Source organism: Bacillus velezensis, assembly GCF_001461825.1.
GTDB classification, from domain to species: Bacteria; Bacillota; Bacilli; order Bacillales; family Bacillaceae; genus Bacillus; species Bacillus velezensis.
In genome coordinates, this window is sequence record NZ_LLZC01000018.1 from 192,004 (window position 1) to 206,450 (window position 14,447).

Consider the following 14,447-nt stretch of genomic DNA (forward strand, 5'->3'; position numbering starts at 1 on the left):
CCTCACCCTAAAAGCGAAAGATGCTTTTTGTTTATGAGATGCGGCCGTGAACCAGTTCGTATAAATAATAGCAGGATACAATCGTTAAGCCGGCCAGCACAAGCTGCTCCGAAAAGCTCCCCGTTCTCATATAAAGGGGAAGACGGAAGCGGATGGCGGACGGAAACAGCAGTTTAATGCCGTTGACGGTCCATGCGTCAAGCACAAGATGGCTCGCCATTCCGATCATCAGTCCGGCGGAAATGCTCGGATTCGGAATATAGGTTGCCGTAATGAAAAACATAATAAGCATAAACAGCAGACTGTGTGTAAACGTTCTGTGGCCGAACACCGTGCTTACGATTTTGGACAGAACGGGCAGCGTTCTGCCGATTTTGCTTTTCGTATGGCATATGTCGGGAATCAGCGCCCCGAGGGCACCCGCTGAGGTCATAAGGACCGGATCATACCCGTAATAATACGCAATTGCGGAACAAGAAGCGATGCCTCCCATGATGTGTGTTTTTCCTGTCATTTTTCGCTTCTCCTTTTTATTTTTGCCAAAATCCCCTGAATTACAAATATATCAAGAGAATGCATGTTTGATCAACAAACTTTACCTGTTCCGCCAAAAGGAAGGAGACGCGGATTCCGCATATTCTGCCGCGGAAAAAGACACATTATAGGTGTACCTATATTTGATAAAGAGGTGATACAGATGGCTTTCTTTAACAAAGAAAAAGGAAAAAACAGCGATAAAAACAAAAACGTCATTCAAGGCGCGCTTGACGACGCCGGTGCAGCTCTGAAAGACGATCCGCTTCAAGAAGCTGTTCAAAAGAAAAAAAACAACCGCTGACCATATAAGACGGGTAGGGCGAACGCTCTATCCGTTTTCCATCTAATTTTTCCCTTTGACAGATCTTTTTATCTCTGATAACCTCTGAGTAGAATTGAATGATAAAAATCCTCACTCTTTCTCGGTGAGGTAGAGGTTGCGCTTGATGATGAGTCGCACATGCCAGGCTGATAGGGGCCGCAAAACATGTGTTAAAGGCATCAGCGCCGAAGTGTGGAGAAAGCCGATCCTTCTCTATGCTGGGACTGTATCTGAATAAGTGCAGGACTGCCGCGTGCTTTTTCGCGGAGGGCTATCCGGAGATCAAGGGTGTGTGTTTCTTTAAGCATGGACTTTTGTTCAGGCTTTTTTTGCGTGTAAATATGGTCTCGGGGTCTGGTCCGTACGAATGAACAACCAGGAGGTACAGGAATGGAACAGACGAAAAAATGGGGTTTTTGGTTATTAACGGCGTTTGTCGTAGGAAATATGGTAGGCTCGGGCATCTTTTCGCTTCCGAGTACGCTCGCAAAAATCGCGAGCCCGTTCGGCGCTACATCGGCATGGCTTTTAACGGGAGCCGGTGTGTTAATGATCGCGCTGGTCTTCGGCCACTTATCCATCCGCAAGCCTGAGCTGACGGCGGGACCGCAAAGCTATGCGCGTGCGCTGTTCAGCGATCGGAAAAAAGGGAATGCAGCGGGCTTCACGATGGTGTGGGGCTACTGGGTGGCGAGCTGGATCAGCAACGTGGCGATCATCACGAGCCTTGCCGGATATTTAACATCATTTTTCCCGATTTTAACGGATAAGCGTGAAATGTTTTCGATCGGCGGTCAGGCGGTTACGCTCGGCCAGCTGCTGACGTTTGCCGTATGTACGGTTTTATTATGGGGCACTCACACGATTCTCGTCACCAGCATTAACGGTGCGAGTAAATTAAATTTCGTCACGACGTTTTCAAAAGTATTAGGATTTATCTTCTTTATCATTGCAGGTTTATTTGTGTTTCAAACGTCGTTTTTCGATCATTTTTATTTTCCGGTTCAAACAGGTCCTCACACAGTTGAGGGAATCGGCGGGCAGATCCACAATGCGGCGATTTCAACATTATGGGCGTTCGTCGGAATTGAATCAGCAGTCATCTTATCCGGGCGCGCCCGTTCGCAGCGCGACGTGAAACGCGCCACCATTACCGGATTATTGATCGCGCTTGGCATCTATATCATCGTGACATTAATTACGATGGGCGTGCTTCCGCATGGTAAGCTTGTCGGCTCGGAAAAACCGTTTGTTGACGTATTGTACGCGATCGTCGGCAATGCGGGAAGCGTCATCATGGCGATTCTGGCGATTTTGTGTCTGTTCGGAACGATGCTCGGCTGGATTCTTCTCGGCTCTGAAGTTCCGTATCAAGCGGCGAAATCAGGAGACTTTCCGGCTGCTTTTGCAAAAACGAATAAACAGGGAAGCCCGGTTGTGTCGTTAATCGTAACGAACGTGATGTCACAGATCTTTATCTTTTCGGTTATTTCCCGGACGATCAGTGACGCGTTTACGTTTTTAACAACGGCGGCGACGCTCGCTTATCTGATTCCGTATCTCGTATCAGCGTTTTACAGCCTGAAGCTCATTTTTACGGGTGAAACGTATGACGAGATAAAGGGTTCAAGAGTAAGAGACGGTATCATCGCCATCCTTGCCTGCATTTATTCTTTTTACGTCATTATTACCGGAACGGCCGATTTAACGACCTTTATTCTCGGTATCGGGCTGTTTTTCGTCGGTTTGCTGTTATATCCTTTCGTCTCAAAGAAATTTGCAAACAACAGACAATCGGTATGACAAAAAGACATCTCACGTCTGTGAGATGTCTTTTTTGTTTGCGGCAGCGGGTTACTTTTTGACGGCGTGTATATAATGAATGGTCTCGAATGCGGTTAAATGGTCAGTGCGTCCGCTGAAAAAACGGTCATTGACGTCCGCCGGAGATATAAATGTTCATAAATAAGCAGACCTGATGATTCTAATATTTTTTCGATTTCTTTATAACTGAAACACGATAACATCGGTTCTCCGCTTGCTGCAGCCATTTTCACCATGTTTTCCACTCTGTTTGACAGTCCTCTTTCTTCAAAGAGCGACTCATCTGCATAATCAAACACGATAGAGCTTCCCGGCGGGACTTCGGCAAATAATTGTGTGAGCAGGCGGGCGAGATGCTTTTTCGTAAGATAGTATGACACACCGAGAAGGCTGAAAAAGGTTTTTTGGCGTGAAAAACCTTCCTGATACAGACGGCTGAAAGAAAGCGAAGCGGCGAAGTCCATCGGTACAAAATGAAGATGATGGGAAATGCCGAGGTTCAGATGTTTCAATCTGTTTATTTTGTCTTCCTGTGAAGCGGGATGATCGATTTCAAATATGTCTAAGGCGTTTGTCACCTCAGGATGCCTGAAACAAAAAGTATCCAGCCCCGCGCCAAGGATGACATACTGTTTGGCCCCGAGCTTCACTTCATTGAAAAGCACTTCTTCACAATATGCGGCACGGGCTAGCGGTGTAGGAGACAGCTGGACTTGAGTCACCCATTTTAAGATGTCATCCGGTTGGCCTTGAAGCCTCTGGGCCATGTCTTTGCTGAAAAATGATATACCTTGAATCAGATGATCGCGGATGTCCGAATGCTCTTTTTCAGAAATCAGATCTTGTGCCAAAAAATCATCAAATATCACCGGGGTGTCGTATTTACTGTGGTACGCCCTTCCGAAAGCGGACAGCAGGGAAGTCATACTCGCCTTGTTCTCTTTCATATAAAGATCCTCCGTTATTTACATCAATCTCCGGCCGGGAGAATCTTATTATACACTTTAATCCAAAAATGTAAATTATAGAATAGGTGCCGTTTATTATTTACATGGTGCTAGGAGCTTGTCCTACTTTTATAATTTAAGGTATTTCTTAACTGTTCATTACATGAAAGTAATGTTCTGATGACTATACTGGATGATGGAAATATGATCCATTCCTAAAATGCTTGGCAAAATCTAATGGAATCATATAATATATAAACTAAACTTTGCGATTAAGGTGTGAGAAATTTGTCTAAAAAGCACGCAATAATATCAGCTGCAAGAGAGATTATTTATTCTAAGGGATATCAAGCAACCTCTATAAATGATATTCTTGTGGCTGCAGAGATTGGAAAAGGCCAATTTTATCACTACTTCTCATCTAAATATGATTTAGGATTAGCAGTAGTGGAATCTATAGTCCATGAATGGCAAACAGAGTTAATATCAGATATTCTTCAGTCAGATAATACTCCAGTAAATAAGTTAAATATGATGTTGGACAGAACACTTACTTTTCATACTGAAGTGAAGAATAAATCAGGTTGTCCTATAGGAAACTTAGCCATTGAAATGAGCGAGCATGATGAAACGTTTCGTGTAAAAATTCAACATTTATTTGAATGTTGGATAGGGGCTATAGAGATTACATTAAATGAAATGGTTGAACAAGGTCTGTTAGATTCCTTTGATACTAAAAAAGATGCTCAAGCAATTGTAGCTATGATTGAAGGAGGAATTTTGCTAATGAAAAACCAAAAAAACGTCAACTTTTTAAGTGACATTATAGAAGTAATCCGAAAACAATTTAATCTAGAATAGTCAACTGTTTTTTTCTTGCAATATTGTTTTTCTTATGTTAAGCTCTTTTTGTACCGACTGGTAGGTACAATCCTGTGCTGAAGGAGAGATAAACAATGGCAAAATTAAATGGTGTTGATATGAGTATTATTGAAGGTTTAGTGGAGCAATACAAAAAAAATCCTGCTGAAGGTACTGGAAGTTGGTCATCTTCTGTAAAATGGGATAATGGATTCCATGTTGAGGCAAAAGTAGGTGATCATGCTCCTATTCATGTTGATGAGCCAAAATGGTTAGCAGGCTCCAATAAGGGAGCAAACCCAGTGGAATATTTATTAAGCGCACTAGGTTCTTGCTTGTCAGTGGGGTTTATTGCAACTGCTAGTGGAATGGGAATTAAGATAAACTCATTAGAAGTAGAGGTTTCAGGACAACTAGATTTGAATGTCTTTTTAGGATTAAAGGAAGGAAATCCTGGTTTTGATGAAATCAATGCGCATTTTAATGTCGATAGTGATGCGGATGAACATCAGATTGAAGAACTTGTTGCACAGGCCACGAAACTTTCACCTGTAAAAAATACAATCCAAAGAAATGTTCATGTTCAGGCATCTTTAAGTCACAATAAGAAAAAAGAATAATTATAAGAGTATTTTTCGAAAGTTACTGTACCAAATAGTAGGTACAGTAACTTGCTTATAACTGACTGAAGGAGTGCAACAGATATGTATTATTCTAAAGATCATTTATGGGTAAAGGTTGATAACAGCATTGCTATCTTAGGAATTACTGATTATGCTCAATCAACGCTTGGAGAAATTGTATTTCTAGAACTCCCAGAAGTGGGACTTCAACAGTGAAAGATGCCAGCTTTGGGAGTATTGAATCAGTTAAAACTACATCTGAGCTTTTTTCTCCGATTAACGGACAGATTATAGAAGTGAATACGGAATTAGAAGATAGTCCAGAATTTGTGAATGAATCACCTTATGATAAAGGGTGGTTACTGAAAGTAAAAGCTTCTAACACAGAGGAGATAAAAGAACTTCTAAAGGCGGAGGAATACGATAATTACGTAAGTCAAATTTAAATAATTTAATTAAAGGAGTGTTCATATGAAAATTGAAGTTTGGTCTGATGTAGCATGTCCCTTTTGTTATATAGGTAAACAAAATTTAGAAAAAGCATTGAAACAATTCGCTTTTAAAGATGAAGTTAAAGTTGAATATAAAAGTTTTGAATTAGATCCTAGTGCGCCAGTATATAACGGGCAAAGTTTTTACGAAAAATTACTCTCTAAATTTGGGGATGCCGAACAAACAAAACAGTTCCTTGAAAACTTAACTCAAAGTGCAAAAAAGGTTGGATTAACATTTAATTTAGAAGGTTTGAAACCAACTAATACGTTTGATTCCCACCGCTTAACAAAATGGGCAAAAACAAAAGGAAAAGAAGCTGATATCTTGGAAAATCTGCTTAATGCACACTTTACTGATTCTAAGGATGTAGGTGATCATGAAACCCTTGCAGATTTAGCAGAGGCTTCTGGTTTAGATAGACAAGAGGCTCTGAAGGTCCTAAATGACAAGTCTCTTTATGCAGATGAGGTAAGATCAGATCAAATAGAAGCTAAGCGTTATGGTATCTCTGGAGTTCCCTTTTTAATTATAAATCAGAAATACGCCGTTTCAGGTGCACAACCAGCAGAGGCTTTCTTAGAGGCACTCAACAAGGTATGGGAAGAAGAAAATCCGTTACTGAAACTTAAGAATATATCAGTGAATAATGAGGATGACACACTATGTACTGATGGAAGCTGCGGAATTCCTACAAGTGAAAAATAAGTGGGAGCAACAAATTTCTCTTAGATGAGTTTGTTTTTAAACTCTAACTTCTCTTCTAAAACTGATCTGATCTCTTAGGCAATGGCAGTTTTAAGTTTAATCCTATTAAAGACTAGTATTAGGAGGGAGAGAACTAATGGTAGAAACAGTTGAATTAACATCTTTAGATTCAATAGATAACTTTATTCATCAAAATAAATTTAGTTTTTTGTATATTTCAAGGCCGGATTGTGGAGTATGCCATGCAGTCTTGCCTCAACTCAGAGAATTACTGGATAAATTTCCACATATCAAATTAGGGTATATCAATGCTTACAACGTAGAGGAGATAGCCTCAAGGTTTTCAATTCTTACGGTTCCTGCACTCCTTTTATTCATTGAAGGAACTGAATATTTGAGAGAAGCACGCTTTGTTCATTTTGAACAATTAGAAAAAAGACTGGAAAGAGTAAGTGAAATCTATATCACATGATGTTTTAACAATGTTAAAAATGATGGCAACCAAAAACTAAAGGAGTGTTTAATATGTCTAATTTGAATGTAAAACTGAATGCTGTTTGGAAAGGAGGAGTAGAAGGTAACGGCACCATCAAATCTCAATATATTGATACACCCATTGCTATAGGAACAGAGTATGGAGGTAATGGGCAAGGAGCATCACCTAAAGAAATCCTTGTGTCATCAGTACAAGCTTGTTATGTAGCAACATTAGTGTCGATGGTTGAATCAAGAAAACTGCCAGTAGTGAGTATTGAGGTTGATTCTGAGATGGTTGCTTCTGACAGTAGTTTTGATATTATCCATTATCCTCGTGTTGTTTTATCTGCTGATGCAACAGAAAAAGAAGTACAGTCAATGGAAAGAGTGAATGAAGCAGCTGATAGAGCATGTATAGTAGGTAACATGGTCAAAAAAGCAGGCGTAGAAATAGAAGTCAAAGGTAAAGTGTCTACTCTTTAATCGATTCAATTAATTATTAAAAAAGCTTTTTACAACTCAGGAGGAAAAACAAAATGACTATAATCAAAGTAACAGATGGTAATTTAGAAAAGAACTTAAATACAGATAAAGTGGTTTTACTAAACTTTTCAGCATCTTGGTGTGGACCATGCCGGGTTTTTGCTGAGACACTAGAGGAGTTTGACAAAGAGTTTGGTGATAAAGTACAAGTTGTTAAAGTTGATGTGGATGAGAATCCGGAGCTTGCTGCAGAATTTGGTGTAATGAGTATCCCTAATACACGCTTCTATTCTAATAATAAATTCGAAAAACCTTTTGCTGGTATTGTTGGTATTGCGCAATTAAAAGAAGAAGTTTCAAAAATTAAGTCCCTTTAATCAAATGTGCATTAATGGATTCTTTTAAAGGAGGGAGAACATATTGAAGGAAATGAAAATTTATGATGTCATCATAGTTGGGGCAGGTCCCGCGGGAATGACAGCAGCAGTTTACACTTCACGTGCTAATTTGAACACATTGCTTATTGAACGTGGAATACCTGGTGGACAAATGGCTAATACGCAGGATGTAGAGAATTATCCTGGTTTTGATCATATTTTAGGTCCAGACCTCTCTAATAAAATGTTTGAGCACGCCAAAAAGTTTGGTGCTGTATATGAATATGGAGATATAAAAGAAATTATAGATGAAGTCCGTTTAAAAAAAGTAGTAACTACAAAGAAAGAATTTTATGCAAAATCTGTTATTATCGCTACTGGGGCAGACCATAAAAAGCTTGGAGTTCCAGGGGAGAATGAGCTTGGTGGTCTAGGAGTTTCATATTGTGCCGTGTGTGATGGAGCCTTCTTTAAAGGACGTGAACTTGTTGTTGTGGGTGGAGGAGACTCAGCTGTAGAAGAAGCTGTGTATCTTACACGTTTCGCTTCAAAAGTCACCATTATTCACCGTCGAGATCAGTTGCGTGCGCAAAAAATACTCCAAGAAAGAGCATTTAGCAATGAAAAGATTGAATTCATTTGGAATAAAGAAGTTACAAGTATAAACGCAGGAAATGGAACAGTGAATACAGTAACGTTAAAAGATACAAAAACAGGGGAACAATCTCAATTCCCTGCAAATGGTGTATTTATTTACGTGGGGACACTTCCGTTAAATGCTGCATTCAAAAACTTAGATATAACCAATGAAGAAGGTTATGTAGTGACGGATGAAGCAATGGCTACTAAGATTCCTGGTATTTATGCAGCTGGAGATATCCGTGATAAAACCCTGCGCCAAATTGTCACAGCTACGGGTGATGGATCAATAGCAGCTCAAAGCGTCCAACATTATATTGAAAACCTTGAGAATTCATAAGAAACAACATTGATCTATTTTGGTAATATATCATCACACCTAATTGTACCGAATAGTAGGTACAGTCAGGTGTGAAATAAAAAAGTTAGAGGGGAAAATTATGAATCAGAACGATAGTTTATACAAAAAATCACATTTTAACCGTTTAGGTGAATTTAGTACACTTTCACCTGAAAGCTTTAAAACATTTGTAGATTTTGACAGAAAAGCGTTATCTGAAGGAAAGTTAACAGCTAAATTAAAGGAATTAATTGCAGTTGCTGTTGCTCATACGACTGGATGTCCCCATTGTATTGATTTTCATGTTAAACAAGTTAAAAAACATAGAGCTTCTAGGGAGGAAATGGCTGAATCAATTATGGTAGCAACTGCCTTGAAAGCAGGGTCTGCTCTTGCTCATGGTGTCAATGCTTTAAACGCTTATGATGGAACAGCTGATGATGAATTATTTAGAGCTCCTTATATCAACCGACTAAAAGAGTTTTCTCAGTTAGATGGAGATGCCTTTAAAGCGTTTATGACTTTTGACCAACAAGCGATGAAGGCGGGATTACTTAGTGTTAAGGAAAAAGAGTTGATTGCTATAGCAGTGGCACATACAACAGGGTGCCCTTACTGTATTGATATCCACACTAAAGCAGCCAAAAAAGCGAAAGCAACGAGAGAAGAAGTTGCTGAATCAATTATGGTAGCAACTGCCTTGAAAGCCGGATCTGCTCTTTCTCATGGAGTTAATGCATTAGTTGCATATGATGAATAATCTTATGGAAGGTTATGTACTGTTGGCAGCTGTGCCATTCCCCCAAAAAATCATAATAACTTTTATTAGATAACGAGAGTAGAAAGAGATAATCTTTATAAAAAACAAAATGAAGGAGATATAAAAATGACAAAAATTAATGGAGTCGATACAAAAGTTATTGAAAACTTAGTAGAAAATTATAAGAAAAATCCTGAGGAAGGAATGGCAGGATGGTCTTCTTCGGTAAAATGGAAAGATGGATTTTACGCTGAAGCGCATGTAAGTGACCACAAACCCATTCCGATTGATGAGCCAGATTGGTTCTCAGGATCTAATAAGGGTCCAGGCCCAGCTGAACTTTTATTAAGTGCTCTGGGTGGTTGTTTATCACTTGCATTTATTGCAACAGCTAGTTTAGAGGGTATTAAGGTGAATTCCCTAGAAGTTAGCACTTCAGGACAATTAGACTTAAATGTAATGTTGGGCTTAAAAGAAGGAAATCCAGGTTTTAATGAAGTTGATGTTCAATTCACGGTAGATAGTGACGCAGACGATAAACAACTTGAAGAGTTAGTTTCAAAAGCAATGGAAATTTCTCCCGTAAAAAATTCACTAGAAAGAAATGTTCACGTGAATTCAACGCTTAAACGTAACAAGTAAAAAAAGCTTTATGACAAGGCCGACCTTACTTTACCTTTGTATAACTAATTTTAAAAAAACGTAGATATACGATCATATTACATGCGTAATGTCTACGTTCTCATACGTTGCAGGTAGAATTGGAAATCCGAGAGGAGGAAAAACCCCCATTATGTCTGATGTGAACAGTATTAATAGATGGAAGGCTCTATTTTTGATTGCATTGGCTGAACTATTTGCCCTCAGTTTATGGTTTAGCGCTTCAGCCGTTCTTCCCCAATTAGAACGTCAATGGGGAATGAGTGCAACAGAAGGGTCATGGATGACCACATCCGTACAGGTTGGATTCATTATTGGAGCCATTTGTTTTGCTTTTTTAGGTTTGGCGGACCGTTATAACCCAAGAAAAATATTTGCTATTGCCTGTATATTCGGAGCTGTCATCAATTGTTTATTTACTTTAAGCACCGGAATGGTAATGGGATTAAGTTTACGTTTTCTAACAGGAATTACTATGGCAGGGGTTTATCCTACTGCCGTGAAACTACTCTCTACTTGGTTTCAAAATAGACGAGGATTTGGTATTGGAATTCTAATTGCAGCTCTGACATTAGGTTCTTCATTGCCACATCTTTTTAATTTATTTATTCCGAATGTCAGCTGGAAGATATTAATGCTGGTCAGCTCTTTATTAGCATTGATCGCAGCTGGTATTATGCATTGGGGTCTTCCGGATGCTCCGGAGTCTAAAGAAGAAGTAGCTACTGTGTCGATGAATACACTCAATTATATCTTAAAAGATCGACCTGTAATGTTAGCTAACTATGGCTATTTCGGTCATATGTGGGAATTGTATGCTATGTGGACATGGCTTCCATATTTCTTAACAGCCAGCTTTAAAGCATCCTTAGAGGGCACAGCTTTACAAGAGGCCAGTACGTTGTTCGCATTTTTAACAATTGGAATTTCGGGGGCTATAGGTTCGATAATAGGTGGATTATGTGCTGATAAAATTGGAAAATCACGACTTTCTATGATTGCCATGATTGTTAGTGCTGTATCTTCTTTATGTATCGGACTTACCTTTGGTCTTTCTATATGGATTACCGTTATTGTAGCAATCATTTGGGGGATATCAGTTGTTGCAGATTCAGCACAATTTTCAGCAATGGTTGCAGATTTCGCAAAATCAGAATGTGCAGGAACTGCCTTGACATTTCAAATGGCTATAGGTTTTCTTATTACGGTCTTTTCTATTTATTTGATTCCAGTCTTTGAAGATATCGTAGGGTGGAAATGGGCATTCTCCATCCTTGCGATCGGTCCTGTTATAGGAGTTTGGGCAATGATTTCTCTAATCCGTTATAAACATTAAACGATGTACTCATTTTGTTTTTTAACACAGTAATGTCATTTATTTTTCGTATTTAAGAGAACTTGACAGATTCTCTTTCTATTTTCACTTGTTTAATCTTTGTTCTTTAATTAAAGCAATCCTTTAGTTGAATAGGAACAGCTTAACTTTCACCCCTGATTTTTAACACTATTCTTGTTATTATTCCCACTGCATAAGTGAGGAAGTTCCATGGAATTATGGAGCTTAAGGTCAAACCAACTGTTGGACTAACAGTACTGTATCAGGCTTAATCTTAAAAACTTTAACTTAGCAATGGATTTTCCGGATTTCCCTACCGTTACTATTATCGCATAAGTGCCGAGAAAAGTAGTTTGGGTAAAGGAGGGTGAATGATTGATGGACAAGAAGTTACTTACGGAAGCTGGTTATAATGCGTTGAAGAAAGAATTACTTTGTTTAAAGAAAAAAAGATGGAAAGAAGTTAGTGAAAAAGTTCAAGAGAGCAGAAATTTTTGTGATTTTAATAAAGATCCTGAGTATCAAATTTCAGTAGATGAATTTGCTGCACTTAAAAAGAAAATAAATGATTTAGAATACATTATAAAGCAAGCAAAAATAATTAAAAATGCAAAAATACGAGAAGTAGGGATCGGATCCATTGTCACTGTTAAAGAAATGACAGGAAAATATGAAATGCATCTTAAACTTGTTAGTCCCGCAGAATCACATTTATCTGAAAACTATATATCAGATGAGTCTCCAATCGGAAAAAGTCTAATTGGTCACAAATTAAATGATGATGTAATAGTCATGACCCCTTCTGGAATGATGCATTTATTAATCACTGAAATACAGTGATTTTTTTCTTAAGCTACTCTGTTGTACTCTATTTTAAATAAGGTAGATAATTGATGGTTGGTAGTAACAATTGTGCTTTGTAAATGAAAATGGTGAATATTAGTCTTTTTATTTTAAAGATACAGGGTTGAAATCTAAAAAGGCATACTAATAGTATAAAAGTTTAGTTGTTGATAGAAGGAGGTTAAGTGATTACACCAACAGAACTGTATTATTCCAAGGACCCTATTTGGTCAAAAGTTGAAGATCGAGTACGTTTAGAGATTACAGATTATGCTCAAACAACGATTTGATGAAATTGTATTCTTAGATCCCCAGAAGGAAGGGAATTCATTAACGATAAACAATAGCTGTGGTGATGTGGAGTCCATTAAAACTACTCCGAACTTATCTCATCCTTTAGATTCTAAAAGTAAACACAGAATTAGAGGATAGTCCTGAATATGTAAATGAATCCCCTTATGATCAAGGATGGATGCGAGATGTTCAAATGGATAATATAGATGATATCCAACATCTTATACGTGCTAAAGAATACAAAGATTATGTATATGAAAAGAATGGAGGGAATCATGATGGAAAATTTACAATCAATGGATCATTTTGAGAAGTTAAAAAAAACAGAGCGCGTTGTCTTTATGTTTTCAGCGGACTGGTGCCCAGACTGTCGGGCGATCGAGCCAATTTTGCCGGACATTGAAGCAAATTATTCGGAATATCAGTTTATTTATGTAGACCGGGATGACTTTATTGATTTATGCATAGAACTGAATGTATTTGGTATTCCAAGTTTTATCGCTTATCATAACGGAGAAGAAGCAGGGCGGTTTGTTAGCAAGGCTCGAAAAACACAAGAAGAAATCGAAACATTTCTTAACAGCTTGTCCGCTTAATCTGCTAACATAAAATTGTACCAAACGGTAGGTACGGATAAATGGAATTAGAGGGAAGAATTATTAGTCAAGACGATGTTAAACAAGTTAAAAAACATAGAGATTCCAAAGAAGAAGTTGCTGAATCAATTATGGTAGCAACTGCCTTGAAAGTCGGATCTGCTCTTGACCATGGAGTTAATGCATAATGAATAAGTCTTAAAGTATAAAACTTGGAGGTTTTTATGAATAATTTTCAGTCAGTTGAAGCTCTTTTTAAACCATTCGAAATGGGAAATCTGAAACTATCTAATCGTATTTTGATGGCACCTATGACGCGAAACTTTTCTCCAAATGGAGTACCAGGGGAGGATGTCGCTGCGTATTATCGTCGTAGAGCTGAAAATGGTGTTGGACTTATTGTGACAGAGGGTACGTTTATCAACCATCCTGATGTTGCATCCGAGGTGCCAGCATGGCAGGAGGACGTACCACACTTATACGGTGAAGAGGCGCTAAACGGTTGGTCAAAAGTAGTTGATGGGGTACACGAAGCCGGTGGGAAAATTTTCTCTCAATTGTGGCACATGGGTGCACGAGGCAACGCTAATGATTACTCAAAACAAGAAATTTTGGAATTGGTTGAAGCTTTTGCACAGGCAGCAGCCAATGCTAAAAAGGTTGGTTTTGATGGCATTGAGATTATGGCAGCCCATGGATTTTTAATCGATCAGTTCTTTTGGGAAAAAACAAACACACGTACCGATGAATACGGTGGCGACATAGTTAAGCGCACACGCTTTGCGAGTGAGGTCATCGCAGCTTGCCGACGTGTTGTTGGACCAGATTTCCCAATCTCGTTGCGAATCTCACAGTGGAAATATGATTTCTATACAGTAAAATTAGTAGAAACTCCAGAAGAACTAAAACGTTTCTTAACGCCATTAGCTGATGCAGGGGTGGACATCTTTCATGCATCTATTCGTCGCTTTTGGGAACCTGCATTTGAAGGATCTGAACTGAATCTGTCAGGATGGATTAAAAAACTGACAGGAAAACCAACAATTACAGTTGGCTCTGTCGGTCTTGATGGCGCTGATTTCGTGGATTTCTTCGCTACTGGAGAAGAGGCCAATGGCAAAGCCAACAAAATGGGCAATTTGATCGAGAGATTAGAACGTGAAGAATTTGATTTGATAGCGGTGGGTCGCGCATTATTGGCTGATCCTGACTGGGTAAACAAAATCCGAGACGGACGAACAGAAGAATTAATTCCGTTTACGCGTGAGGCAATTGAAACATTAAATTAAACAGAGCTTAAAAAATAATAAAGAACCCATTTTGATTGA

17 protein-coding genes, 3 pseudogenes and 1 riboswitch are annotated in these 14,447 nt (G+C 38.8%); of the genes and pseudogenes, 18 read left to right on the top strand and 2 right to left on the bottom strand.

What is annotated here, in order from left to right; all coding sequences use genetic code 11:
- Positions 1-31: 31 nt before the first annotated feature.
- Complete coding sequence (locus tag AR442_RS09605; protein ID WP_003151759.1) at positions 32-514, bottom strand: metal-dependent hydrolase; 483 nt, start codon at positions 512-514, stop codon at positions 32-34.
- Between the two features lie 183 nt (positions 515-697).
- Between AR442_RS09605 and sspJ the strand changes: the two genes are divergently transcribed.
- Positions 698-838, top strand: a complete 141-nt coding sequence (sspJ, locus tag AR442_RS09610) for a small acid-soluble spore protein SspJ (RefSeq protein ID WP_021494114.1) — start codon at positions 698-700, stop codon at positions 836-838.
- Between the two features lie 122 nt (positions 839-960).
- Positions 961-1,141: riboswitch (Lysine riboswitch) on the top strand.
- Between the two features lie 108 nt (positions 1,142-1,249).
- Positions 1,250-2,662 carry an amino acid permease gene (locus AR442_RS09615; protein WP_007410036.1) on the top strand — a complete coding sequence of 471 codons (1,413 nt, stop codon included), beginning with the start codon at positions 1,250-1,252 and terminating at the stop codon, positions 2,660-2,662.
- A gap of 51 nt (positions 2,663-2,713) precedes the next feature.
- Here the strand turns inward: AR442_RS09615 and AR442_RS09620 are convergent.
- A pseudogene (locus AR442_RS09620) lies at positions 2,714-3,630 on the bottom strand (class I SAM-dependent methyltransferase).
- 288 nt (positions 3,631-3,918) lie between these two features.
- Between AR442_RS09620 and AR442_RS09625 the strand changes: the two are divergent.
- The 16 genes and pseudogenes from AR442_RS09625 to AR442_RS09690 all read left to right on the top strand — a co-directional run bounded on the left by AR442_RS09625 (position 3,919) and on the right by AR442_RS09690 (position 14,408).
- Complete coding sequence (locus AR442_RS09625; RefSeq protein WP_053285156.1) at positions 3,919-4,491, top strand: TetR/AcrR family transcriptional regulator; 573 nt, start codon at positions 3,919-3,921, stop codon at positions 4,489-4,491.
- 95 nt (positions 4,492-4,586) lie between these two features.
- The gene (locus AR442_RS09630) at positions 4,587-5,111 is read left to right on the top strand and encodes an OsmC family protein (protein ID WP_053285157.1); all 525 of its coding nucleotides are present in this window, start codon (positions 4,587-4,589) and stop codon (positions 5,109-5,111) included.
- Between the two features lie 84 nt (positions 5,112-5,195).
- Positions 5,196-5,560: pseudogene (gene gcvH, locus AR442_RS09635) on the top strand (glycine cleavage system protein GcvH).
- Positions 5,561-5,585: 25 nt separating this feature from the next.
- On the top strand, positions 5,586-6,314 hold the full coding sequence (locus AR442_RS09640) for a DsbA family oxidoreductase (protein ID WP_053285158.1): 729 nt from the start codon (positions 5,586-5,588) through the stop codon (positions 6,312-6,314).
- Between the two features lie 136 nt (positions 6,315-6,450).
- Entirely contained in the window at positions 6,451-6,786 is a 336-nt protein-coding gene (locus tag AR442_RS09645; protein WP_053285159.1) for a thioredoxin family protein, read from the top strand.
- A gap of 53 nt (positions 6,787-6,839) precedes the next feature.
- A complete protein-coding gene (locus tag AR442_RS09650; RefSeq protein ID WP_053285160.1) occupies positions 6,840-7,274 on the top strand; it encodes an OsmC family protein in 435 nt (144 codons plus the stop codon).
- 35 nt (positions 7,275-7,309) lie between these two features.
- Positions 7,310-7,651, top strand: a pseudogene (locus tag AR442_RS09655) (thioredoxin family protein); the annotation flags it as partial.
- Between the two features lie 43 nt (positions 7,652-7,694).
- Positions 7,695-8,630 carry a thioredoxin-disulfide reductase gene (trxB, locus tag AR442_RS09660; RefSeq protein ID WP_053285161.1) on the top strand — a complete coding sequence of 312 codons (936 nt, stop codon included), beginning with the start codon at positions 7,695-7,697 and terminating at the stop codon, positions 8,628-8,630.
- Positions 8,631-8,730: 100 nt separating this feature from the next.
- Positions 8,731-9,390: a carboxymuconolactone decarboxylase family protein gene (locus AR442_RS09665; protein ID WP_022553770.1), complete on the top strand. Its 660-nt coding sequence runs from the start codon at positions 8,731-8,733 to the stop codon at positions 9,388-9,390.
- 126 nt (positions 9,391-9,516) lie between these two features.
- Positions 9,517-10,032 carry an OsmC family protein gene (locus AR442_RS09670; RefSeq protein WP_053285162.1) on the top strand — a complete coding sequence of 172 codons (516 nt, stop codon included), beginning with the start codon at positions 9,517-9,519 and terminating at the stop codon, positions 10,030-10,032.
- Positions 10,033-10,183: 151 nt separating this feature from the next.
- The gene (locus AR442_RS09675; RefSeq protein ID WP_053285163.1) at positions 10,184-11,386 is read left to right on the top strand and encodes an MFS transporter; all 1,203 of its coding nucleotides are present in this window, start codon (positions 10,184-10,186) and stop codon (positions 11,384-11,386) included.
- A 378-nt stretch (positions 11,387-11,764) separates the two neighbouring features.
- A complete protein-coding gene (locus AR442_RS09680; protein WP_076983452.1) occupies positions 11,765-12,226 on the top strand; it encodes a GreA/GreB family elongation factor in 462 nt (153 codons plus the stop codon).
- Positions 12,227-12,629: 403 nt separating this feature from the next.
- A complete protein-coding gene (locus AR442_RS21085; RefSeq protein WP_079891276.1) occupies positions 12,630-12,833 on the top strand; it encodes a glycine cleavage system protein H in 204 nt (67 codons plus the stop codon).
- Positions 12,772-13,119 (top strand): thioredoxin family protein, encoded by a 348-nt coding sequence (locus tag AR442_RS09685; RefSeq protein ID WP_323054380.1) that lies wholly within the window; start codon positions 12,772-12,774, stop codon positions 13,117-13,119. The genes AR442_RS21085 and AR442_RS09685 overlap by 62 nt, the downstream gene beginning before the upstream one ends.
- A gap of 41 nt (positions 13,120-13,160) precedes the next feature.
- Entirely contained in the window at positions 13,161-13,307 is a 147-nt protein-coding gene (locus tag AR442_RS20985) for a hypothetical protein (protein WP_259347345.1), read from the top strand.
- A gap of 36 nt (positions 13,308-13,343) precedes the next feature.
- Positions 13,344-14,408 carry an NADH:flavin oxidoreductase gene (locus tag AR442_RS09690; RefSeq protein WP_053285165.1) on the top strand — a complete coding sequence of 355 codons (1,065 nt, stop codon included), beginning with the start codon at positions 13,344-13,346 and terminating at the stop codon, positions 14,406-14,408.
- The last annotated feature ends 39 nt before the right edge of the window (positions 14,409-14,447 follow it).